This is a genomic window from Chryseobacterium vrystaatense, from assembly GCF_000737765.1.
GTDB classification, from domain to species: Bacteria; Bacteroidota; Bacteroidia; order Flavobacteriales; family Weeksellaceae; genus Chryseobacterium; species Chryseobacterium vrystaatense.
Window position 1 is genome coordinate 271282 of sequence record NZ_JPRI01000003.1, and the last position, 24423, is coordinate 295704.

The 24423-nt window shown below is 36.8% G+C and carries 22 protein-coding genes; 15 read left to right on the forward strand and 7 right to left on the reverse strand.

Features of this window, described 5'->3' with window-relative positions:
• Positions 1 to 54: 54 nt before the first annotated feature.
• Positions 55 to 759 (forward strand): class I SAM-dependent methyltransferase, encoded by a 705-nt coding sequence (locus IW16_RS10510; RefSeq protein WP_034743487.1) that lies wholly within the window; start codon positions 55 to 57, stop codon positions 757 to 759.
• Here the strand turns inward: IW16_RS10510 and IW16_RS10515 are convergent.
• Entirely contained in the window at positions 732 to 1394 is a 663-nt protein-coding gene (locus tag IW16_RS10515; RefSeq protein ID WP_034743490.1) for a hypothetical protein, read from the reverse strand. The two genes, IW16_RS10510 and IW16_RS10515, sit on opposite strands and share 28 nt — an antisense overlap.
• Before the next feature lie 58 nt (positions 1395 to 1452).
• Positions 1453 to 3489: a methionine--tRNA ligase gene (metG, locus tag IW16_RS10520; RefSeq protein ID WP_034743493.1), complete on the reverse strand. Its 2037-nt coding sequence runs from the start codon at positions 3487 to 3489 to the stop codon at positions 1453 to 1455.
• Between the two features lie 359 nt (positions 3490 to 3848).
• On the opposite strand from metG, the gene IW16_RS10525 reads away from it, so the two are divergent.
• From IW16_RS10525 to IW16_RS10535, 3 genes are all read left to right on the forward strand, one after another.
• Positions 3849 to 6005: a glycoside hydrolase family 97 protein gene (locus tag IW16_RS10525; protein ID WP_034743496.1), complete on the forward strand. Its 2157-nt coding sequence runs from the start codon at positions 3849 to 3851 to the stop codon at positions 6003 to 6005.
• A gap of 80 nt (positions 6006 to 6085) precedes the next feature.
• Positions 6086 to 7240, forward strand: a complete 1155-nt coding sequence (locus IW16_RS10530; RefSeq protein WP_117590636.1) for a hypothetical protein — start codon at positions 6086 to 6088, stop codon at positions 7238 to 7240.
• Positions 7241 to 7407: 167 nt separating this feature from the next.
• Positions 7408 to 7929 carry a nuclear transport factor 2 family protein gene (locus tag IW16_RS10535; RefSeq protein WP_034743498.1) on the forward strand — a complete coding sequence of 174 codons (522 nt, stop codon included), beginning with the start codon at positions 7408 to 7410 and terminating at the stop codon, positions 7927 to 7929.
• 183 nt (positions 7930 to 8112) lie between these two features.
• Here the strand turns inward: IW16_RS10535 and IW16_RS10540 are convergent, their stop codons facing one another.
• Entirely contained in the window at positions 8113 to 8712 is a 600-nt protein-coding gene (locus IW16_RS10540) for an FMN-dependent NADH-azoreductase (protein ID WP_034743502.1), read from the reverse strand.
• A 92-nt stretch (positions 8713 to 8804) separates the two neighbouring features.
• Here IW16_RS10540 and IW16_RS10545 point away from each other — a divergent pair, with 92 nt between their 5' ends.
• From IW16_RS10545 to IW16_RS10585, 9 genes are all read left to right on the forward strand, one after another.
• Positions 8805 to 9173, forward strand: a complete 369-nt coding sequence (locus IW16_RS10545) for a winged helix-turn-helix transcriptional regulator (RefSeq protein WP_034744228.1) — start codon at positions 8805 to 8807, stop codon at positions 9171 to 9173.
• A gap of 393 nt (positions 9174 to 9566) precedes the next feature.
• Positions 9567 to 10295: a pirin family protein gene (locus tag IW16_RS10550; protein WP_034743505.1), complete on the forward strand. Its 729-nt coding sequence runs from the start codon at positions 9567 to 9569 to the stop codon at positions 10293 to 10295.
• A gap of 117 nt (positions 10296 to 10412) precedes the next feature.
• Entirely contained in the window at positions 10413 to 10964 is a 552-nt protein-coding gene (locus IW16_RS10555; protein WP_034743508.1) for an NADPH-dependent FMN reductase, read from the forward strand.
• 308 nt (positions 10965 to 11272) lie between these two features.
• Complete coding sequence (purM, locus tag IW16_RS10560) at positions 11273 to 12265, forward strand: phosphoribosylformylglycinamidine cyclo-ligase (RefSeq protein ID WP_034743511.1); 993 nt, start codon at positions 11273 to 11275, stop codon at positions 12263 to 12265.
• A 50-nt stretch (positions 12266 to 12315) separates the two neighbouring features.
• Positions 12316 to 12882, forward strand: a complete 567-nt coding sequence (gene purN, locus IW16_RS10565) for a phosphoribosylglycinamide formyltransferase (protein WP_034743514.1) — start codon at positions 12316 to 12318, stop codon at positions 12880 to 12882.
• A gap of 166 nt (positions 12883 to 13048) precedes the next feature.
• The gene (gene purH / locus IW16_RS10570; RefSeq protein WP_034743517.1) at positions 13049 to 14566 is read left to right on the forward strand and encodes a bifunctional phosphoribosylaminoimidazolecarboxamide formyltransferase/IMP cyclohydrolase; all 1518 of its coding nucleotides are present in this window, start codon (positions 13049 to 13051) and stop codon (positions 14564 to 14566) included.
• Between the two features lie 88 nt (positions 14567 to 14654).
• Entirely contained in the window at positions 14655 to 15893 is a 1239-nt protein-coding gene (gene purD / locus IW16_RS10575) for a phosphoribosylamine--glycine ligase (RefSeq protein WP_034743521.1), read from the forward strand.
• Positions 15894 to 16057: 164 nt separating this feature from the next.
• Positions 16058 to 17587 carry a glutamine-hydrolyzing GMP synthase gene (gene guaA, locus IW16_RS10580; RefSeq protein ID WP_034743524.1) on the forward strand — a complete coding sequence of 510 codons (1530 nt, stop codon included), beginning with the start codon at positions 16058 to 16060 and terminating at the stop codon, positions 17585 to 17587.
• Positions 17588 to 17867: 280 nt separating this feature from the next.
• Entirely contained in the window at positions 17868 to 18776 is a 909-nt protein-coding gene (locus IW16_RS10585; protein ID WP_131327871.1) for a hypothetical protein, read from the forward strand.
• A 101-nt stretch (positions 18777 to 18877) separates the two neighbouring features.
• Here the strand turns inward: IW16_RS10585 and IW16_RS10590 are convergent, their stop codons facing one another.
• Positions 18878 to 19531, reverse strand: a complete 654-nt coding sequence (locus IW16_RS10590; protein ID WP_131327872.1) for a hypothetical protein — start codon at positions 19529 to 19531, stop codon at positions 18878 to 18880.
• Between the two features lie 54 nt (positions 19532 to 19585).
• Between IW16_RS10590 and IW16_RS10595 the strand changes: the two genes are divergently transcribed.
• Entirely contained in the window at positions 19586 to 21094 is a 1509-nt protein-coding gene (locus IW16_RS10595; RefSeq protein ID WP_034743533.1) for a carbon-nitrogen hydrolase family protein, read from the forward strand.
• A gap of 67 nt (positions 21095 to 21161) precedes the next feature.
• On the opposite strand, the gene IW16_RS10600 is transcribed toward IW16_RS10595, so the two are convergent.
• The 3 genes from IW16_RS10600 to IW16_RS26620 all read right to left on the reverse strand — a co-directional run bounded on the left by IW16_RS10600 (position 21162) and on the right by IW16_RS26620 (position 24007).
• On the reverse strand, positions 21162 to 22838 hold the full coding sequence (locus tag IW16_RS10600; RefSeq protein ID WP_034743536.1) for an alpha/beta hydrolase-fold protein: 1677 nt from the start codon (positions 22836 to 22838) through the stop codon (positions 21162 to 21164).
• Between the two features lie 73 nt (positions 22839 to 22911).
• Positions 22912 to 23724 carry a helix-turn-helix domain-containing protein gene (locus tag IW16_RS10605; protein ID WP_034743539.1) on the reverse strand — a complete coding sequence of 271 codons (813 nt, stop codon included), beginning with the start codon at positions 23722 to 23724 and terminating at the stop codon, positions 22912 to 22914.
• Between the two features lie 118 nt (positions 23725 to 23842).
• Positions 23843 to 24007: a hypothetical protein gene (locus IW16_RS26620; RefSeq protein ID WP_165571976.1), complete on the reverse strand. Its 165-nt coding sequence runs from the start codon at positions 24005 to 24007 to the stop codon at positions 23843 to 23845.
• Positions 24008 to 24210: 203 nt separating this feature from the next.
• On the opposite strand from IW16_RS26620, the gene IW16_RS10610 reads away from it, so the two are divergent.
• Positions 24211 to 24414 carry a cold-shock protein gene (locus IW16_RS10610; RefSeq protein ID WP_131327873.1) on the forward strand — a complete coding sequence of 68 codons (204 nt, stop codon included), beginning with the start codon at positions 24211 to 24213 and terminating at the stop codon, positions 24412 to 24414.
• Positions 24415 to 24423 lie beyond the last annotated feature (9 nt).

A 24423-nucleotide genomic window follows, 5' to 3' on the forward strand; every position in this document is an offset into this window, starting at 1 on the left:
CCGAAACTTGCAATCAGAAACCGAAACCCCTATCTTTGCACTTTAAAGACAGCAATGAAAGATTTAATGGGTAAGGCAATCTGGGATTATTTTCACAACGAAAACCCTGAAGATTTGCAGACAGAAACTTCAATTTCGGAATTGGATGAACTTCCGGTAGACTACCTTTTCAGGGAATTTGAGGAGATGAATGATATTGAGCAGAAAGCTTTGGAGCTTGCTCAGGGAAAAGTATTGGATATCGGTTCTGCTGCAGGTTCTCATGCTTTATATCTTCAGAATGAAAGGAACCTTGATGTTTCAGCTCTGGATATTTCACCAAAATCTATTGAAGTCTGCAAGCTGAGAGGAATAAGGAAAGCAATAGTTGAAAATATGCTGGATTTTTCAGGAGAAACTTTTGATACTGTTCTGCTTCTGATGAATGGAACCGGAATTTTTGAAAGCCTGAAGAAAATTGATACTTACCTCCAGAAACTGCATACTTTGGTAAGTGATAACGGTCAAATTTTGATTGACAGTACAGATATATTATATATGTTTGACCGCGATGAAGATGGCGGTGTTTATATTCCGGCTGGTGGATATTATGGCGAACTGGATTATATCGTTCATTACAAAGGAGAATCTGAAAATCCGATCAAATGGCTTTATCTTGATTTTGAAACGTTGAAAAACGCAGCAGAAAATAATGGATTTACTATAGAAAAAATAATGAAGGATGAAGATTCCTACCTGGCAAGACTGACTAAGAAATGACTTGAAAATAAATTTTGATTTGTATAGATTATCATGATCATTACAAGTGAAATAAGAATTGGAAAAATATAGGAAGCTGCTCTGTAGGGCAGCTTTTTGGGTATATAGGATGCCCATAGCAAAAGCAGAAAGAGCATTCCTAATGCGGCTGCAAAAACTTCGGGGCTCTTTCTAAAAGAAGAAACGTTTTGAGAATTTATTTTGTGCATGAAAGCGACCAGAAAATACTGAACAGGCAGATAAATAAATCCAAAAATAAAAGTGAAAACAGCAGGAGTGTATTTTTTTAATTTAATAAAATTTATTCCCAATAATATGGACCCCGGAACGGTTCCCACAATAAAACTGATCAGTAAAATGATATTCCTTGGAAATAGTTTTATAGCCTGTGGATCTTCAGTGATATTATCTTCCCACATTTCCTGTTCTTCCTGAAGCTTTAATTCTTCCTGATTTTTTTTATACTGAATGAGCTGACAAATCTGTGTTTTTTCCTCTTCACTGAAAGTTCGTCCTCTTTCTTTAAGTATTTCAAAAGCCATTAGAACAGCTTCCGGAGTAAAGCGGTTTCCTGCCTTTAGATAGCTTTCCAGTTCCGTAGAGGATAATTTTCCCAGAACACTCTTTTTAACCATAGCGATAAAATAAAATGGGCATAAAAAATGCCCATTTTGTATAATTGTTAGTTAGAAATTATCCTATCTCAATACCATTTTCTACATTGCTGTCATCCGGTGTTACGAAAGACAGTTTTCCGTCTGGTTTTGTCGTTAATAAGAACATTCCCTGAGACTCAATTCCTCTGATCTTTCTTGGAGCAAGATTTAATAAAATCATCACTTGTTTGCCGATCAGTTCTTCCGGTGTGAAGCTTTCTGCAACACCTGAAACTACAGTTCTGATATCAACACCTGTATCCACTTTAAACTTCAGTAATTTATCAGCTTTTTCAACCTTTTCAGCTTCTAAAATGGTTGCTGTTCTAAGGTCTATTTTAGTAAAATCATCAAAGGTGATCTCTTCTTTCATAGGGTTGGCGTTAGGGTTTGTTTTTTTATTGTTTTGTTTGGTCTGTTCCAGTTTTTCAATCTGAGCTTCGATGACACTGTCTTCAATTTTTGAGAAAAGAAGAGAGGCTTCATTGATCTTGTGGCCAGTTTCTATTAAAACAGATTTGTTTTCAACATCGTTCCATTTCACTTGTTCGGCATTAAACATATTCAGTAATTTTTCAGAACTGAAAGGCATGAATGGTTCACATAACTGAGCTAATGCAACAGCCAGTTGAGCTCCCACAAATAGAGATTGAGCTGCTTTTTCAGGACTGTCTTTGATGGTCTTCCATGGTTCTTCAGCCTGAAGATACTGATTTCCAAAACGGGCAAGATTCATTAATGCAGTCAATGCATTTCTGAATTCATAGTTTTCCAGAAATCCTGAAATTTCTTTAGCTGCTTTGTTGATTTCTTCTAATTCAGGACTGTTTACATCTCCCTGAGGAACAATACCGTCATAATATTTATGGATCAGAACAGCAACTCTATTGATAAAGTTCCCGAAAATCCCAACCAATTCAGAATTATTTTTAGTCTGAAAATCTTTCCAGGTAAAATTATTATCCTTGGTTTCCGGAGCAGATGAAAGAAGAGCGTATCTTAAAACATCCTGCTGTCCGGGGAATTCTTCTACATATTCATGAGCCCATACCGCCCAGTTTCTGGATGTGGAAATTTTGTCGTTCTCAAGGTTCAGGAATTCGAAAGCAGGAACATTTGTCGGCATGATATAATCACCGTGAGCCTTCATCATAGCAGGGAAAATAATACAGTGGAATACAATATTATCCTTTCCGATGAAATGAACAAGGTCGCTGTTTTCACTCTGCCAGTAGTCTTTCCAGTCTTTCCCGTTTTTCTCCGCCCATTCCTGAGTGAAAGAAATATATCCGATAGGTGCATCAAACCAAACGTAAAGTACTTTCCCCTCCGCATTCGGAAGAGGAACAGGAACTCCCCAGTTCAGGTCTCTGGTCATGGCACGAGGTTTAAGACCGTCGTTTAACCATGATTTTACCTGACCGTAAACATTCGGTTTCCAGTCGTCTTTATGACCTTCAATGATCCACTCATTTAAGAAATTTTCATATTCATTTAATGGGAGGTACCAGTTTTTGGTTTCCTTAAGAATCGGAACATTTCCGCTCAGCATCGACTTCGGATTGATCAGCTCTGAAGGGGATAGCGTAGAGCCACACTTTTCACACTGATCTCCGTAAGCATTTTCGTTGCCACAGTTTGGACAGGTCCCTACAATATAACGGTCGGCCAGAAATTCTCCGGCCTGTTCATCAAAATACTGCTCAGAAACCTCTTCTGTGAATTTCCCTTTTTCATAAAGAACTTTAAAGAAATCCTGACTGGTTTCGTGATGCTTTTTAGATGTTGTTCTGGAATATTCATCAAATGAAATTCCCAGATCCGAAAAAGATTTTTTGATGATCTCGTGGTACTTATCCACGATATCCTGAGGGGTTACCCCTTCTTTTTTTGCTCTTATGGTAATAGGAATTCCATGCTCATCCGATCCGCAGATAAACGCTACATCTTTTCCTAGTCTTCTTTGGAATCTTGCGTAGACATCCGCAGGAATATATACACCTGCCAAATGTCCTATATGAACCGGTCCGTTTGCATAAGGCAAAGCTGCCGTAATCATCTTTCTGTTTGACATTTTATAGTAAAATTTTATCTGCAAAGATAAGGATTATCTCCCTAAAATCATGTAATCTTCCCTCATAATAAGTTTTTGCTCATCCGGAAAAGCGTAATGTCTGTTTTAATTAAAAAAGAATAGCTAAAAATTGATGTCCATAGATTAATATTCCAAAGATAAATAAACAGATTTCATGCGGTTGTTCTAATCAGTTTACTGGATGGTAAATTTGAATATATAATTGGTAATTATAAAATTTCTGTTGATCATAATTGATGAATGCAAAATTCGGACATTATAATAATTCAATGAATTATCCTGTAAAATGTTGTTTTACCGCAGTACTTTATCTATTTTTAGGGTTATAAATAGTCATTATGAAGAAAATTACAGTTGGAGCCATGTTGCTCTCAATGATGTTCATGGAAGTGAAGGCGCAGTCTTTGAAATCACCGGATGGTAAGTTTGAAATGAACTTCCAGCTGAAACAGGGGGTGCCTTATTACAACCTGAAGTATAATGGGGCAGTGGTCGTGGAAGATTCTAGATTGGGATTAAGATTATTTAAAGATTCAGCCATTAAATTTGCATCTGAAATTGCCAAAGCTGACGATGCAAAATTTGACCTTAATAATGGGTTTACAAAAACAGATGAAAAACGGGATTCTAAAAATGAAACCTGGCAGCCGGTTCTGGGAGAAAAGAAAGACTACATCAACCATTACAACGAACTTGCAGTTACTTTGGATCAGACCTCTACAAGCAGGAGTATGGTCGTGAAATTCAGATTGTTTAATGACGGTCTGGGATTCAGATATGAATTTCCACAGCAGAAAAACCTGAACTATTTCGTGATCAGAGAAGAAGATTCCGAAATCGATTTTCCAACCGATATGAAAGCATGGTGGATGGTGGCTGATTACGATTCACAGGAATATCAGTATCAGGAAACAAAGATTTCCGAAATTCCAGGACAGTGGGATAAGGCATTCGATGCCAACGCTTCACAAATGTTGGTGAAAAATGCAGTTCAGTCCCCATTAATGCTTAAAAAAGAAGGTAAAGACCCTTTGTACGTGAATGTTGCAGAAGCAGCCGTTTTAGATTATCCAGCTTCCCATCTGGAAGTGGATGCTCAAAATTTTAAATTCAAAACTCATCTTACCGCGGACAGACAAGGTGCAAAAGGCTATATCCAGACCCCTTCTGTAACCCCATGGAGAACGATTATTGTTTCCCCGAAAGCAGAAGAAGTAATGGATTCCAAATTGATCTTCAATCTCAATGAACCTACAAAATATACCGATACATCCTATATTCACCCTACAAAATATATGGGCGTTTGGTGGGAAATGATCATCGGAAAATCACAGTGGGCTTATTCTACCGAAGAGAATGTACATCTGGATAAGACCGATTTTTCAAAACTTACACCGAATGGAAAACATGCTGCAAACAATACTAAAGTTAAAGAATATATTGATTTTGCTGCTGAAAACGGATTCCAGGGTCTTTTAATTGAAGGCTGGAATATTGGTTGGGAAGACTGGTTCGGCCATTCCAAAGAATTTGTTTTCGATTTCATTACCCCATATCCGGATTTTGACATCAAAATGCTGAACGATTATGCTCATTCAAAGGGCATTAAGCTAATTATGCATCACGAAACTTCAGGTTCTGCCACCAACTATGAAAGATGGTCAGACAAAGCCTTCCAATTGATGAACAAATATGGCTATGATGCAGTTAAAACAGGATATGTAGGAGATATTATTCCCAGAGGAGAACATCATTATTCCCAGTGGACCATCAATCACTTTTATAGGATTGCCGAAAAAGCAAACCAATATAAAATCATGATCAATTCCCATGAATCTGTACGTCCTACAGGAGAAAGCCGTACCTACCCGAATTATATTTCCGCGGAAGCAGCCAGAGGAACTGAATATGAAGCATTCGGAGGAAACAAACCAGATCACCAGACTGTGCTTCCTTTCACAAGATGGATGGGAGGATCTATGGATTATACGCCCGGGATTTTCCAGACCAAACTGGATTATTATTTCCCAGGTGATAAACGTTTCGTTAAAACCACACTGGCTAAGCAGCTGGCCTTATACGTAACCATGTATATGCCTCTCCAAATGGCGGCTGATCTCCCGGAGAACTATAAAAAACATATGGATGCCTTCCAGTTTATCAAAGACGTTGCAGCAGACTGGGATGATACCAAAATCCTTTCTGCGGAACCAGGAGATTACGTAATCACTGCCAGAAAAGCAAAAGGAACAGAAAATTGGTTTATAGGTGGAATTACCGATGAAAATAAACGGGAGTATACCGTCGATTTTTCTTTTCTGGATAAAGGAAAAAAATATGAGGTAACCGTTTATGAAGATGGAAAAGATGCCGATTATATAGATAATCCTCAAAGCTATAACATCTACAAAAAACAGATTACCAGCAAATCTAAATTAAATTTCAAAATGGCAAGAAGCGGTGGTTTCGCAGTTTCTGTTAAACCTGTGAATTAAAATTCATATGTTTGTTATGTTCTGGCTCGTTATATAGTAGTAAATGGACCGGGACATCAATTTTTTATCTCATAACCACCATGAAAAACTTTAGTATACTGATCTGTCTGTTTTCGGTTTGTATCATCAACGCACAGAAAAAACTTCCGGTTATAAAGGCAAATTCCGGTCAAATGACCATTCGCGAAGAAGATAATGGATTTACAACAGATTGGAATGCCGATCCAAAAATTAAACTTGATGTCTACACCACATCCAAACTTGATACCCGAAAAAAGACCATTACAATAAAAACCGATATAGATTCTGCAAGTTTCACCATTAAAAAAGGAGAAAATAAAGACTTTATAGTTCTGTTGAAAGGAAAAGATTCCTGCATGACCAGAATTGAAAGTCTTCCTCCGAAAAATTTCAGCAATATCAGACCTGTTTTTCATGATACAATAAAGCTTTCTATCAATGAACAGAATACCATGTCTGTAAAAGCAATATTAAATAAAACAGATACTTTAATCCTTAATTTTGATACCGGTTCAAGCGACCTGACGCTGACAAGAGAAACGTTAAAAAATAAAATTAAAAGTTCCCTGAAGCCGGGTCCCAATAATCTGCAGATTGGAAACAAAACCTATCAGGATTTTAGGATTTATCCGGCTGATCTTTCAGGACACGGTACGGAAGGTCGTTTCGGATGGGATCTTTTTGACGGGATGGTCGTAGAACTTGATTATGATAAAGGAGTCATGGTTGTCCATTCACAGCTTCCAAAAAAAGTAAAAAAAGATAAAAGCTATTCAAAACTGGCAATAAAATATTTCAATAACGTTTTCTTCGTGGAAAGCCAGATAAAACAAGGAAATAATACCAATACGGACTGGTACCTTTTTGATACAGGATACCAGAGAACAGTAATGCTGGATGGACCCATGCTGAAAGAAAAGGAATTCCCTGTTGATGACCTGAAAGAGATAAAAAGGGTAATAATGAAAGGTGCCCAGGGAAATGAAGTGCCTGTAATCACATCAGGACTCGAAGCATTCACTTTAGGAAAATACACCCTTAAAAACATTCCTGTTCAGGTAATGTCTCAAAGCAGGTTGGTAAGCAGATCAAGAATGCATATTCTGGGAAATGAAATTTTAAAAAGATTCAACGTTTTTTTTGATTTTCAAAACAATCTGATCTACTTAAAGCCCAATAAACTGATCAATGAAAAATATATAGAACAGAGTTGATCCTCTTGGAAAGAAGTATTCATAACGAAAAAACTAAAAATCACGTTCTTCAGAATGGAGTTTTTGCGTATTTTAGATCCGGCAATATGGGATATGTATCAATAAGTATGATAATTCCCGCAGTACCTCCAATAATTGTCCGGATCGAAAATTAAATTAATTATACAATGAAAAAAATAGCAATGATCTGCACCATGGTGCTTTTTATGTTGGGTTTCACAGGAATCAATGCACAGTCAAAAAGTGCAAAATTTGAAAAAGACAAAACAGAAATAGGAAACATGCTTGATGGTTTCAATGCCGCAGCGGCAAAGGCAGATTTCAATGCTTATTTCAACTATTTCGCAGATGAATCTACATTTATCGGAACAGATGCTACCGAAGTTTGGGACAAAAAAGCATTTATGGTTTGGGCAAAACCTCATTTCGATAAAAAGAAAACCTGGAATTTTACATCCCTTAAAAGAAACATCTATTTCAGTAAAGATGGAAAATTAGCATGGTTTGATGAATTGCTCGATACACAAATGAAAATTTGTAGAGGTTCAGGTGTTGTCGAAAAAATAAACGGAAGCTGGAAAGTAAAACAGTATGTACTTTCTGTAACCGTTCCTAATGACGTTGTAGACAAAGTGGTTGCAGAAAAAACAGCCATTGAAGATGTACTGATACAACAATTAAAAAAATAATAAAGACGTGATAATTACTAGTAACAACTAATAGTTCACAATGGATATTCAATAGAAGCGGGCGTTAGCCCGCTTTTAAATTTAACGGCATCAACAAAGGCTTTAGACAAAACTTAGTGATCCCGGTGATTTTAAAATAAGCGGCCAATGATAAATTCTAAAAATTCACTATTGACAATTCATTTATGCCAGAGCAGTCTCAATTTCTGCAACGGTCCTGGAGAGATTCTCATCTTTTAATTGGGGAACCATCAGGCCCTGAGATTTAAAAACTTCTATATCAGTAATTCCTATGAAACCAAATAAAGTGCGAAGATAATGTTCCATATTCTCAATAAGTCCGTTTTCATAGACACCGCCAATTGCAAAATTTAAATATAGCTTTTTGTTGTTTAAAAGCCCTTTTGGAGTTCCGTCAGCATAAGAGAATGTCTTTCCTGCGACCGCAATACTGTCTATCCATGATTTTAAAGTCGAAGGAAAAGTGAAGTTATAGAACGGAACACCAATAACAATAACATCTGCTTCCTGAATTTCTTTAAGTGCTTCTTCAGAATGTTTTGAGGCTTCCCTCTGCTCATCATTCTTCTCTTCATCAGGAATTCTTGACGCACTGAAATGCTGAATTTCCAAATGAGGAATCGGATGCAAAGCCAGGTTACGCACAATAACCCTGCTGTCAGGATTTTTGTCTGTTAACCGAGCAATCACAATCTCAGAAAGTTTGTTGCTTACAGAATCCTCACCACTGATGCTGGTTTGGATATTTAAAATATTTGCCATTTTGTTATGAATTTTTTTGTTTTTATTAATGACAAAATTATTGTAAATTTACTTTCCAAAGTATAGCAGTTACCTAAAGGAAAGTGAAAAAAATGGAAAAACAACATAATCACAAAGATTGTATGCAGGCATTAAAACCTGTAAGAGATACCTTAGATGTCATTAACGGTAAATGGAAGTTGCAGATTATTATTTCTTTAAACGCTGGAAATAAACGTTTTACAGAAATCGAAAGAAGTATTCCGAAACTGACATCAAAAGTGTTGGCTAAAGAACTGAAAGAGCTCGAACAAAATGGTTTGGTCGAAAGAATCGTTAAAGATACCTACCCTGTAAGTATAGAATACTGTCCGACCGAATACACAAACACATTACACCCCGTTGTAGAATCTTTAAAAGACTGGGGAGAAAATCATCGAAAACATATTTTTGGTACTGCCGTAGAAACTGGTAAGGAGTAAAATAGTATTCACCATCGGGTAATGATCGTGTTTTTGAAGCTGTTTCCCGCTTTTCGTTGCAATCTTTTTTTTCAAAAAAGGATTTCCACTGCAATCGGGGCTAGGGATTTCCCGCAATATAAACCTGTTGCAGGGCGATTAAAAAAAACGGTTAATCCAACCTTAATTCGTAGGATTACATTCCCCTCCTGCGGAGGGGTGTCAAAAATTCAAAGAATTTTTGACGGGGTGGTTTAAAAACATCAAGTACAGCGCTCTAACATTCTAGGAAACAAAAAACCTTTCGCCGTCTTACATTTTCGCCCTTATCAAAGCTCAAATTCCTTTCTTAACCTACATCAACATTTTCAAACACCCATATCCCCTACATTTGTACCATAAAATAATCACATAATGAAAACAGTATATCATAAAGCAGATTCAAGAGGCCACGCAGATCACGGCTGGCTAAACAGCTACCACACATTCAGTTTTGCCAACTATCAAAACAAAGACAGAATGAATTTTGGAGCACTGAGAGTATTGAACGACGATACCGTTTCACAGGGTATGGGATTCGGGACGCATCCGCACAGAGACATGGAAATTATTTCAATTCCTCTGGAAGGTGACCTGGAACATAAGGATTCAATGGGGACTACCGCTGTTATCAAAAAAGGAGAAATCCAGGTATTGAGCGCAGGAACCGGAATAATGCACAGCGAATACAATAAAAATAAAGATGAAGCGGTGAAATTTCTTCAGATCTGGGTTTTCCCCAAAGAAGTCAACGTGGAACCTAGATATGACCAGAAAAGCATCAAAGAAGGTGAAAAAATCAATGGATTTCAGCAGATTTTATCTCCCAATAAAAATGATGACGGAGTTTGGATCCATCAGGATGCATGGTTTAATATAGCTAATTTCAAAGCGGGAAACGGCAAAAACTATATGCTTAATAAAAAAGGAAACGGAGTTTATGCCTTTGTATTAAAAGGAAGTGCTAAAGTAGGAGACAGAGTTTTGAATGAGAGAGATGGTTTGGGAATCTGGGATACCCAGAGCTTTAATATTGAAGCAGTAGAAGACGCAGAGATCCTTTTAATGGAAGTACCAATGGAACTGCCTTCTTATTTAAAATAATAAATAAAGTGCCGCATCAATGATCTTTTGATGAGAATGAAGAAATGCGGGAATCATTAAAAAAAACTTCGCGATATTTGCGATAAGAATAATACAAAACATTAAAAAAAGACAATAATGAAAGTTTTAGCAATAGCAGGAAGCAATTCAGAGGTTTCAATGAACAGACAGTTAGTAGCGTATGCGTCATCGCTGTTTGACAATGCGGAAGTAGAAGTAATAGATCTTAATCCTTTTGAAATGCCCATCTATAAACATGAAAGAGAATTAGCAGGTGGAGTTCCTCAGGAAGCGCGCGATTTTGCTTCAAAAATTGACGGGGCAAATCTTCTTTTGGTATCATTGGGCGAGCACAACGGAACATACTCTACAGCATTCAAAAATGTATTCGACTGGGTATCGAGAATCAAAGACAGAACGGTATGGAATGAAGTGCCTATGTTGTTGATGTCTGCATCTCCTGGAGGAAGAGGCGGGGCTGGTGTTTTAGAAGCTGCATCCAACCGTTTCCCTTTCCATGGTGGAAATATTGTAGAAACTTTCTCACTTCCTTTCTTTAATGACAACTTTGATAAAGCTGCACAGAAAATTTCCAATGAAGAGAAAGACAGCGAATTAAAAGAGAAAATCAAGAAGATTGCAGCCATTGAAATTATACTTGAAAAATAGAATTTGAATATTAATTTAAAATTACTATTTTTGCAAAAAGAAATAAGATGAAAATTCAGACCACTTTTAAAGAATGTTTCTCAGAGAAAGGGAAAACTGTGGGCTCTGAAATTCTGAGATAAAATAACGGCCGATAATCTACCAAGATTGTCGGCTTTTTTATTTTCCAAATCTGAATAAAAAGTAATTATAAAAATAAAAATGTACCAATATACCGATGTATCAATATCTCAATTTTTTGTTTCCCCAAACAAGATGATTGTAACATCGTTAAACTGATACATGGCTACATTAATAAATTATTAAACATGAGCAACACTTACAAATCAGCAGGCGTAGACAAAGAAGAAGGGTACAAAACAGTTGACAAGATCAAAAAAGCAGTTGGAGAAACCCACAACTCAAATGTATTGAATCATTTGGGAAGTTTTGGAGCTTTCTATGAGATCGGAGGATATAAAAATCCTGTGCTGGTTTCAGGGACAGACGGTGTAGGAACAAAGCTTAAAGTAGCTTTGGATACCAAACAATACGATTCCATCGGTATCGACTGTTTCGCAATGTGTGCCAATGACATCCTTTGCCACGGTGCAAAACCATTATTCTTCTTAGATTATCTGGCTTGCGGAAAGCTTGATTCAGAGGTAGCTGCTGAGATCGTTCTTGGAATGGTGAAAGCATGTAAGGACAACAACTGTGCATTGATCGGTGGAGAAACTGCTGAAATGCCTGGAATGTATAAGCCCGGAGATTATGATGTTGCAGGATTCTGTGTTGGAATCGTTGAAAAAGATCAAATCATTGACGGTTCTACCATCAAAGCAGGAAATAAAATCATCGCTCTTCCAAGCTCTGGATTCCACTCCAACGGATTTTCACTGGTAAGAAAAGTATTTCCAAACTTCGAAGAAGAATTCGAAGGAAAACCTTTATTTGAGACCCTTTTAGTACCTACAAGACTATATTATAAAGACATCCACAAAGTATTGGAAGAAGTAAAAGTTTCCGGTATTGCTCATATTACAGGAGGTGGTCTTTATGAAAATGTTCCAAGAATCATTCCTGAAGGACTATGTGCTTCTATTGATGCTGCGAAAGTAAAAATTCCTAGCATTATGCTTGAATTGGAGAAAAGAGGAGGAGTATCTCGTGAAGAAATGTACGGAACCTTCAATATGGGAGTTGGAATGATCATCGTTGCAGACGCTGACCACGCAGAGAAAGTATTGCACCTTTTAGATGATGCTTACGAAATCGGTGAGATCACGGAGGGAAGCGAGAAAATTGATTTGAAATTTTAAATGACATCAGATCTCAGACATCAGACATCTGAAATCTAACATCTGAATTAATGAAAAACATCGTTATACTCGTTTCAGGTTCCGGCACCAATCTGCAGAGAATCATAGATACCATTGCCAATGGAGAGATCCAGAATGCACAAGTATCTTTGGTAGTGGCAGACAGAGAATGCTACGGACTTGAAAGAGCAAAAAATCATCATATAGAAAGCATTCTGATTCCGAGAGGAAAGAATTTCAGCAGTGAATTGGCCAATGTGATTCCGAAAGATACCGATTTGATCGTATTGGCAGGGTTCTTATCCATCCTGAAACCTGAGTTCTGTGAAACCTGGAACGGGAAGATTATCAATATCCATCCCGCATTGCTTCCAAAATTCGGAGGAAAAGGAATGTGGGGAATGAACGTCCATAATGCGGTTATTGAAGCCAAAGAAAAAGAAAGCGGAGCTACCGTACATTTTGTGACTTCCGGAATTGATGAAGGAGAAGCAATCCTGCAGAAATCATTTGAAGTGACAGCAGACGATACCCCCGAAACGATAGCAGGTAAAGTACATCATATTGAATATGAAATATTTCCAAAAGCGATCAGTAAAGTTTTGGAAAATCAATAGAACCAATTTAACAATGTACCAATTATAACCATTATTATATTGCTGGACTGTTACATTGATTCATGGTTACATTAAAAAAAATCTAAGTAAATAAAAAGTAAGACCGGGGGTGAAAGACCGGGCTACAGTTTGAAATAGCTGTGAAAAGTAAAAAATTGAAAGTAAAATGAGTAAAAAGAGAGTTTTAATCAGTGTTTCTGACAAAAGCGGATTGATCGAATTCGCCCAGTTCTTGGAAGCCCAGAATTATGAGTTGATTTCTACGGGAGGAACGTTCAAACACTTGAAAGACGCTGGCTTAAATCCGATTCAAATCGATGAGGTGACCAATTTCCCTGAAATGCTGGACGGAAGAGTGAAAACCCTTCACCCGAAAGTACATGGAGGTCTTTTAGCAGTTCGTTCCAATGAAGAACACATGAAAACCGTTCAGGAACATGGAATTGATCTGATAGACATGGTTATCGTAAACCTTTATCCTTTCTTTGAAAATGTAAACAAAGACATTTCTTTACATGAGAAAGTAGAATTTATCGATATCGGAGGTCCTTCAATGCTGCGTTCTGCAGCCAAGAACTTCGATTCTGTTACTGTAATTACCGATGTGGAAGATTACGCAACGGTAAGACTTGAAATGGAACAGAACGGCGATACATATATCGAAACACGTAAAAAGCTTGCCGGTAAAGTATTCAACCTTACTTCAGCTTATGACGGTGCTATTTCAAGAATGCTTTTAGATGAAGAATATCCTACATATCTTAATGCTTCATACAAAAAAGCATCTGACTTAAGATATGGAGAAAACCCTCACCAGACTGCCGCTTACTACGTTTCTACTTTTGAGAACGGCGCGATGAAAGATTTCGAACAGCTTGGTGGTAAAGAACTTTCTTTCAACAACCTTCGTGATATGGACCTTTGCTGGAAAGTAGTAACGGAATTTAAAGAAGAAATGGCATGCTGCGCAGTGAAACACTCTACGCCTTGTGGGGTAGCAATCGGAACTTCAGCACTGGAAACGTATCAAAAAACTTTCGAATGTGATCCGGTTTCTATTTTTGGCGGAATTGTTGCAATGAACTACAAGATTGATGCGGCAACAGCTGAAGAATTAAACAAAACGTTCCTTGAGATCGTAATGGCTCCGGACTTTGATGATGCAGCTCTTGAAGTTTTAAGAAAAAAGAAAAACCTGAGAATTATAAAAATCGTTAACCCGGTTTCTGACAAACAGACTTGGGTGAAGATCGATGGAGGCATCCTGGTTCAGGACAATGATACTCACTTCTCGGACGATATCAAAGTAGTAACTGATGTGCAGCCTTCAGACGAACAGAAAAAAGCACTTCTTTTCTCTCAGAGAGTCGTGAAGTATGTAAAATCAAATGCTATCGTTGTTTCCAATGGTATTCAGGCTTTCGGAATAGGTGGCGGACAGGTCAACAGAATCTGGGCTACTCAGCAGGCTATTGAAAGAGCAAAAGAAAAATTCTCAGGAGATCTTGTACTGGCTTCAGACGCATTTTTCCCTTTCCGTGATGTCGTAGATTTCTGTGCTGCGGAAGGTATTAAAGCAATCATCCAGCCGGGTGGAAGTGTAAAAGATCAGGACAGTATTGAAGCTGCCAATGAGCACGGTATTCCAATGATGTTTACTGGTGTTAGACATTTTTTACACTAATTAAAATAGAATTAAAAAATAATTTGGGATTGTATTTATAGCATTCAAAATTATATATTTGTAAAATAGACTAGATAATAAATAAAGTATGAGAATATTAATCATAGGTGAAGGCGGTAGAGAATCTGCTTTAGCGGCAAAGCTTCAGAATGACTCAAGAATTTCTAAAATGTTTTTTGCTAACGGTAATGCTACCACCGATGTAATAGGGAAAAATGTTCATTTATCAGAGATCAAAGAACTGAGAGATTTCGCCATTAAAGAAAAGGTAGATCTTACGATTGTTGGTCCCGAAGCCCCTCTTGTAGCCGGGTTGAAGGATGAATTCAAAAAACACGATCTTAAAGTTTTCGGTCCGAACCAAAAAGTAGCAAGTCTGGAAGGAAGTAAAGCTTTCTCTAAGAAATTTATGCAGACCTATGATATCAAAACGGCTAAAGCTGTTGTATTTGATTCATATAATGATGCTAAAGAATATGTGCAGACGCAGCAGTATCCTTTAGTGGTAAAGGCAAGTGGTCTGGCTGGCGGAAAAGGTGTTGTCATCTGCGACAACCTTGAAGAAGCTGAGGCGACAATCCATGACTTCATGATCAGAAGAATTTATGGTGATGCAGGAATCCGTCTGGTTATTGAAGAATATTTAGAAGGTTTTGAAGCTTCAATCATTGCATTCTCAAACGGTGAAAAACTTTTCCCTTGTGTAGCTGCAAAAGATTACAAAAAAGCTGGAAACGGTGATACGGGACCTAATACCGGAGGTATGGGATCGGTAGCTCCAAGCCCTGAGTTTACTCAGGAGCACTACGCTGATTTTGAGAAAAATATCCTGGAACCTACGATCAATGGTCTTAAAGGAGAAGGATTCAGCTTTAAAGGAATCATTTTCTTTGGATTGATGGTAACTAAAAACGGAACTTACCTTCTTGAGTACAATATGAGATTCGGAGATCCTGAAACTCAGGTGCTGATGGCATTAATGGAAAACAATCTTCTGGATGTGATCCAGGACTGTATGGAAGGAAAAGATATCGAACTTAAATTCAAGGACGAAAAAGCAGTATGTCTTGTAATGTGTTCAGGAGGTTACCCTAGAAATATCGAAACAGGTTTCGAAATTGTAGGTGAAGACAAACTGAAACATTCTAAACTTCTTTATGCAGGAGCAATAAAAAAAGCCGACAAAGTAGTTTCAAACGGTGGAAGAGTACTGAATATCGTTGCTACTGGCGCTACTTACGATGATGCCCGCAAAAAGGTGTACGAAGATGCAAGCCACATTCATTTCGATTACGGATTCTACAGAGAAGACATCGGAAAGTTTTAAAATAAATCACGAAAAAAGATTTGGAACGTTTCCAAGTCTTTTTTTGTAAAGCAGTCAATATTTAGATACCAGACACAAGATCTAAGATACCAGACACTCAAGTCTGAAATCTGATGTCTGAAATCTGATATCACTTAAAACAAATCAATCAGTTATAAAGTAAAATGAACAACGGTATTATCATATTAGATTTCGGATCACAGTACAATCAGCTTATCGGAAGAAGAATCCGTGAGATGGGTGTATACTCTGAAATTCTTCCTTTCAATACACCTTTACAGGATATCTTAGCAAAACAGCCAAAAGGAATTATTCTTTCCGGAGGACCAAGTTCTGTAAATGCAGAAAATGCTCACCTGGTAGAAAAAGAACTTTACGAACAGGGAATTCCTGTTTTGGGAATCTGCTACGGAATGCAGCTTACAGCTCATCTTTTGGGAGGAAAAGTAAACAAAGGTGAAAAAGGAGAATACGGAAAAGCGCATTTGGATATCATCAAAGAAAATGCTTTACTGAAAGGAGTTACTCAGAATTCAATTGTTTGGATGAGTCACTTTGACGAAGTAGGGGAATTACCTTCAGGTTTTGAGTTAAACGCAAAATCAGGAGTAATTGCTTCCATTTCCAATGAAGATAAAAAGATCTACTGTGTGCAGTTTCACCCTGAAGTTTCCCATACAGAAGAAGGCGGTAAAATGCTTGAAAACTTTGTTTTCGCGATCTGTGATGCTGAGAAAAACTGGAAACTGACCAATTATATTGAAAAAACAGTTGAGGAAATCCGTGAAAAAGTAGGAGACAGCAGAGTTATTCTTGGACTTTCAGGGGGTGTTGATTCTTCTGTAGCAGCGGTTTTAATTCACAAGGCAATCGGTGATCAGTTGACGTGTATCTTTGTTGATACGGGGCTGTTGAGAAAAGATGAAGGCCAAAAAGTAATGGACAACTATGGAGAACATTTCCATATGAACATTAAAATGGTTGATGCCAGAGAAAGATTCCTGACAAAACTGGCAGGAGTAGATGATCCGGAACAGAAAAGAAAAATCATCGGAAACGAATTTATTCATGTTTTTGATGAGGAATCCCATAAAATTGAAGGCGCTAAATTCTTGGCACAGGGTACTATTTATCCTGACGTTATCGAAAGCCAGTCTGTTAATGGACCATCTGCAGTGATCAAGTCTCACCACAATGTAGGTGGACTTCCTGAAGATATGGAATTCAAATTATTGGAACCATTGAGAGAACTTTTCAAAGATGAGGTTAGAAAAGTAGGTGAGGAATTAGGTATTCCACATCACCTGGTACACAGACATCCTTTTCCCGGTCCTGGATTAGGGATCAGAATATTGGGTGCTGTAGATGCTGAAAAAGTAAAGATCCTTCAGGAAGCGGATGATATTTTCATCGAAGAATTATACAAAAACGACCTTTACGAAAAAGTATCTCAGGCTTTCGTAGTACTTCTTCCTGTGAAATCAGTAGGAGTAATGGGAGATGAGAGAACTTACGAATACACCGCTGTAGTTCGTTCTGCCAACACCATCGACTTTATGACGGCAACGTGGAGCAGGCTTCCTTATGAGTTCTTAGATACTGTATCCAGCAGAATTATCAACGAAGTAAGAGGAATCAACAGGGTAGCTTATGATATTTCAAGCAAACCACCTGCAACCATTGAGTGGGAATAATCTTACACAACGTGTTTACAATAAAAAAATCCTGTTTATATCTTTATAAACGGGATTTTTTGTTTTAATCTGTATAAAATCTCAGTTTCCAGACTTTTATACGATATTGTTTGTTTTCATTATTTAAAGCAAAAATAGATCAGGGTTGTTTATTTTTAAAATTATCATACATTTAACAATGTAATTCTGTTAAAAATTAATTTTAAAGTTAGTATTCCGTAAAATGAAAATAAAACATTTGCTAATCATGATCGGTCTAGGGTCAATACTCACCGGCTGTATGGCTTCACATAAAAACACTTCTTCTTCTGAAAACTATCCCTGGTTTCCTTTTTCATGGTATTCAGCGAAAATTTCAGGAAAGAACTTTGATAAAGTAGCCATGCTGGTTCCTGTAAAAGTAAATGATTTGAATGCCGATTTTACTTTGCAATTTGATCTGGGAAGCGATGCAACTCTGGTGTACGGAAATACAATAAGCAGCTATTATACGGAAAGCGAAATAAAAAGTTTCCTGATAGAAAACTCCAGATCTACAGATAACGGAGGAAAGTTAGTATACAAAACCAAAGGGCTTATTTATCATTTAGGAAAGCTGTCCAAAGATAACCTCGTATACAAAGAGAATTATGGAGATAAAATCGCCAAAGATTCATTATTTACAAGGAAACCCAAGCATATCGGAACGTTAGGGGCTGATGTTTTTAATGATAAAATCCTGATTATTGATTATCCTAACAAAAGAATGTGTGTTCTTGATTCACTGGACGAATATTGGAGAAATGCGACCACTTTTGTTGATGCCAGATCTAATAATGGCAGATTACAGATTCCATTAACGATTGCAAATAAAACCCATTGGTTCCTGTTTGATACCGGAGCCAGCTTGTTTCCTATTAATACCAATAAAGAACTTTGGACTTCATTAGTAGATCAAACGATTAAAACAGATACGATTATTGCCAATTCTTGGGGAGAGAAAGTTAAATTTTATGGAAGACCGATCAAAGAAAAAGTATATCTGGGAAAAAGAAAATTAGAAAATGATTATGCCTGGTATAACGATAACAAAAGGCTTCAGGAGTTCAATACAACCGAAAAGATTGACGGTCTTACCGGGAATGCTTTTTTTGTCAATAACATCATTATACTGGATTTTAAAAATAAAAAATTCGGGGTAGTAAACTAATAATGCGTCCACTTATTCAAATAACAGAATATTTTACTGATCAATAAAAAACTCCTTTATGAATCATTCATAAAGGAGTTTCTCGTATGACTATTCTATCCTTAGATTGATGAAAGCATGGGGCTAAAAGAATGGTAATAGGTATTGTCTTTCCAGGAAAATTTCATCCTTACTTCGTCAAGATCAAGGAAATCTCTCAGCGAATAATCATCATCCTGAAAATAAACTTCTTTGATAGAATCGTCCTGCCCATATTTAAATTGAATATTAGGAATTGTTTCATTTTGGAATTCATAATCAAATACAGATGGATCACCATAAAAATTTTTAAATTTATCGGTTTGAAGTCCTGTTATTAAATCTATGACGCATCCGGTTAATTTTCTGTTTCTATCATCCAATACGAGAATACCTTTCCCAAAGAGACTGCCATTACGATAGAATATGTATTCCCACTGAGTCTCTCCCTTATTGTTTTCTTCCTTATTATAATAAAATGTCCAGGGCTTGCCAAATGATCCGATATCTACGTGATTAATAATTGCTTCTGATAATTGTTTTTCCGAAGAAAGATAAATTTCACCTCCTGACTGTTCAATTTGCTGTGTTTTATAATTTTTTAAAAATCTTTCTATTTTTTTCAGATCGTTAGTGTGATCATCATACATTAAACAGTTAAATTCTGAAAGCTTATGAAGTTGTTCCTGTAGTATTTCAATATTGTTTTCATCAGTGTATTTTATGTAAGTACCCACGTATATTATATTTTCTAAATTAATTTTTCTTAAATTTAAGTAAAATTACTTCAAATGCAAATAGAAACAAGAGCCCTGAGCCTTCAGGATTATGATGAATTGGTTATAACGATGAAACGTGCATATCCGCAGATGTCCGAATCTATTTGGTCTAAAAAAAGTATCGAAAAACTTACAAGAATATTCCCTAAAGGTCAGATCTGCATCACGGTAGATGGAAAACTGGCTGCTGTAGCACTTTCCATTATTGTGAATTATGACGAATTTGGAGACGATCATACCTATGTGGATATTACAGGAAATTATACCTTTAATACCCATCTTTCTACAGGAAACGTATTGTATGGAATCGAGGTTTTTGTAGACCCTGAGTTTCGTGAGCTGCGTTTGGGGAGAAGATTGTATGACGCCAGAAAAGAATTGTGTGAACTGCTTAATCTGAAATCAATCATTCTGGGAGGAAGAATCCCGAACTATCATAAATACAGTGACGAACTTTCTCCAAGAGAATATATCCGCAGAGTTAGAGACAAGGAAATTTACGATCCTGTGTTGTCTTTTCAGCTTTCCAATAACTTCCTTCCCATAAAGATTCTCAAAAAATACCTTCCTGAGGATGAATCATCACTGGAAAATGCTGTTTTGCTGCAGTGGAACAACATCTATTACAGCAAAAAGCCGAATACCATGCAGGACAGCATCATACGATTGGGACTGGTACAGTGGCAGATGAGGCATTTTAAAAATATCGATGCTTTTTACGAGCAGGTAGAATTTTTTGTTAATGTAATGGGCGACTACAAATCAGACTTCGTTCTTTTCCCGGAGCTTTTCAATACGCCGCTGCTGGCACCGTTCAACAAGCTTTCTGAAAGGGACAGTATGATAGAATTGGCTAAATTGAGTGAGGAAATAAAAAATAAAATTTCTGAACTGGCCATCAGTTATAACGTCAATATCATTTCAGGAAGTATGCCTGTTTTTGATAATGAAAGTAATGATCTCTACAATGTAAGCTACCTGCTGCATCGTGACGGTCGTATTGATGAATACCGTAAAGTTCACATCACACCAAATGAAAGAAAATATTACGGAATGAAAGGCGGAAATGAGATCAGAGTTTTTGATACCGACTGTGGAAAAATTGGTCTTGTCATCTGCTATGACGTAGAATTTCCCGAATTGCCGAGAATTCTTGCAGATCAGGGAATGAAAATTCTTTTTGTACCTTATCTTACCGACACCCAGAATGCCTATATCAGAGTACGTCATTGCGCGGCAGCAAGAGCTATAGAAAATGAATGTTATGTAGCAATAGCAGGCTGTGTAGGTAACCTTCCGGGAGTTAATAATATGGATATCCAGTTTGGACAGGCAGCTGTATTTACCCCTTCAGATTTTGCATTTCCATCCAATGCCGTGAAAGGGGAAGCAACGCCAAATACAGAAATGACTCTTATCGTGGATGTGGACCTTAATCTGTTAAAAGATCTTCATCACAATGGCTCTGTTCAGGTAATGAATGACCGTAGAAAAGATCTGTACGAAACGTACCTTAAATAAAATAGAATTCAAATTTCATATCAAATCCTGCTCTTGTTAAGAGGCAGGATTTTTTAATTTAAAAAACTTATATCTTTATTGGTAAAGAATATACCCAAACCTGCTCCCGATCCCGGTTGCTTTCAAAGTTTTGTAGCATAAACTTCCGGTCATATTTTACTTTTTCGTTGAAATACAGTTTTCCATTGATAAAGACTTTAACTTTTTTGCTAATATCCACCATTTCCGGAGAAATATTGATTGAAAAAGACTGGATTCGGGACGTTTCAATTTTAAAGACATTCTTAGAATATTCAGCCTTAATTTTTCCAGATTTTCTTGGGAAGTCAAATGCATTCTTATTCACGTGTTCAACGGTCAGGCTATCATTCTTATCATATTTCAGCCATTTTGTTATTTTAAAATTTAAGACCCTGTGCCACGGAGCTTTGGGTTGTAGAGTGTCAAGTTTCATATCCGAAATCCAGGCCATATTCCCATACTTTTCGTCATCATATTCCCAGGAAATCTCTTTTGGAAAGGGATTTCTTTTTCGGGTTTTTATATCATTGAAAATAATTGGATAGGCAGGTTCAGACGCATCAAACTGAGGAAACCAATGGGGAAATCCATTGTAACGATGCTCATGATAATCAGCTTTTATTCCGGCCGTCAGCTGAGTGAAACGATCATTGGCGTTAGGTGGATAATAGTAATCCTGATCTGTAGAAAAGTTAATGAAAGAACGGTTTTTTATATTTTCAATAAAAGTGCCGCCTGTAAAAACTTTAGGGTAAGTATTAAACCCGTAAAAACCGGCAAATGGGGTAGGCTGTTTCATAAGATATGAAAACGACCCTGTTGCTCCATTGGAATGCCCGGAGATAAAGACTTTATTATCATCAACGTTGATAGCCTTTTTGATTTGTTTCAGCATCTCGGGAATCATAAAAAATCCATCATCTGGTGTCATCCAGTTATATTTCCGGCCACCCTTCGGGAAAACCAGAATAACGTTATTTAAATCTGCATACTTCGTGTAGAATCTGTTCCACCCACCAAGATTTTCAGCTACCATCTGATAATCTGAAAGAACGTTATGGCGTACCGCACCATGCAGAAAAAAGAGAACCGGATATTGAGTTTCGGGGTGATAGTTTTTGGGAAGATGAACAAGATAGGAGGTGGTAATGGAATCGTTCACATTGAATAAAACCGAATAATTCTGCTGCTTTTTTGCTAAGTAAGGGGCATCATTCTTTATTTTGGAATACAGCACATCCGTATTTTCCTTTTCATCAAAAGAATTGTTCTTTACCGCGAAAAATTCATCCTGGATTTCCTTCAGTTTTTTATAAAACTGTTCCTTGTCAAGTAGGGCATTTTGTTTCAGAGCATTCCATCTAGGATCATCCAGTAAATTTTTATATTCGCTTTTTGAAGATTCTCCAATAACATAGGTCCAGCCGGGATAGCCGTCTTCATCTGCTTTCATTTTTACAAGTGGTGTAAGGTATTGGAAAGCTTTGTCATAGTTTTTCAGTTCTGAAGCCAGAACGGAAGCTTTATACAATCCTGTTCCGTCTATGCTGTCCGGATAAATCCTAAAAGCCTCTTCATACATATTCAATGCCTTTTGATAACCTGTATCATCTTTGGCTTTCCACATCGTTTCCAATGCCTTTTTTGTTTGTGTTGAATAATTTTCCTGTCCGCTGACAAGAAAACAGATCAGGGCTAAAGCCAATGCTAAATAATATCTCATATAATTTAAAACTCAATGAGACAAACCTACGAATAGAACACCGTAAAAAATTGTAAAAATGGAACATTGGAAACTAGGGCTCCAATCGCCAGAATGTATCTTCTGTACCTAATACCGTACCCTTATCAAAAAAGCTTTTAGGTGAATTGTCAGTGAAATTTTTATAGGTTTTATTAAAATGAGACTGGTCATTATAATTGAATTCATATGCCAGTTCCGTGAAATTTCTGTTTGGGTTTTCGAACAGCTTTTCATTTACGGTCTTTCTAAAAAGAACAATTTCATGAAATTTTTTAATAGAAACTCCCAGATGAGATTGAAAATTCCTGTTCAGGTGTTGTCTGCTTATTCCTATAATGGCAGCAAGTTCTGTAACCGTAAAATGGTCACAATGATCAAATATATATTGAATTGATTTTTCCACAGTAGAATGTTCAAAACTAGTGAATCTCGTTTCTAAAAAAGCATCCAGAAGGGTGGTGAAGGTTTCCGTATCATCCGCTGAAAAAATTCTGCTCAATTCTTTTTGACTGAAGAATTCAAAATCTGTAATATAATCTGAAAAGTTCAGATGTCTGTAAAACTGCTGTACTCCCAAAGGGTTAAATACAATCACTATTCTATGTACTTTTCCTGATTGTACTATATGCAGTACTTTTTCGCGGATTGGAGTGAAAATCTGTAAAGCCTGTGCCTCTTTATCAAATTTTACGTGCCCTTTTTCCACCTGGATATGGGATTTGTAAAGAGAAATAGTATTGTTGAAATGAGGAAAACACCGGAATTCATTGATCTCATTATCAGGTTTTATATCCAGATAATAATAATCAATGTACTTTCTGATCAATGAATTTTTAGGTTTAAAAGTTTCAAATCTTTCCCACATATCATTCTTTTGGTGTCTGTACTCTGAAGGGTATGCAATGTACAGAAATTTTCTCCTCTTGTATAAATAAAAAGAGCAGATAAATTTCTGCTCTCTACTTCAATATCTGGTCAAATTTTTATGCTAGCTGAGGACATACCACGGCCGGGCAGATCAGTCTTGGACATCTTGGTCTTCCATCATCCGGGCAGCATTTGTTTGAGCAGTTGCCGATAATGATACCACTTCCTGAAATTCCTTTTAATTGTTCTCTTGAAAGTTTGCTGTTGCGTAAATTTTTCATTTTCTAAAATTTTATAGGTTAGCTTGTAATTTGTTAAGGATAAAGATAAAAAAAACCTTTTAATTATAGCATTGGTAATTTTTTTTCAATTTTATTTGTTTTATTTTGTGGACATTACGAAAAAAAATCGAAGAAGAATGGTATTTTTTTTTCAAGATATTCATGAAATTACTATCTTCACTGATCAATTTAAATATAATATAATGACAGGAACAGTAAAATGGTTTAACGAAACAAAAGGTTTTGGTTTTATTACACCAGACGGAGGCGGAAACGATATTTTTTGCCATCATTCAGCCATTCAGTCTTCAGGCCTTAGAACTTTGAAAGAAGGACAGGCAGTAGAATTTGATATTAAAGAAGGTAAAAAAGGACCTGAAGCAGACAATGTTAAAGTAGTAGGATAATAACTTATT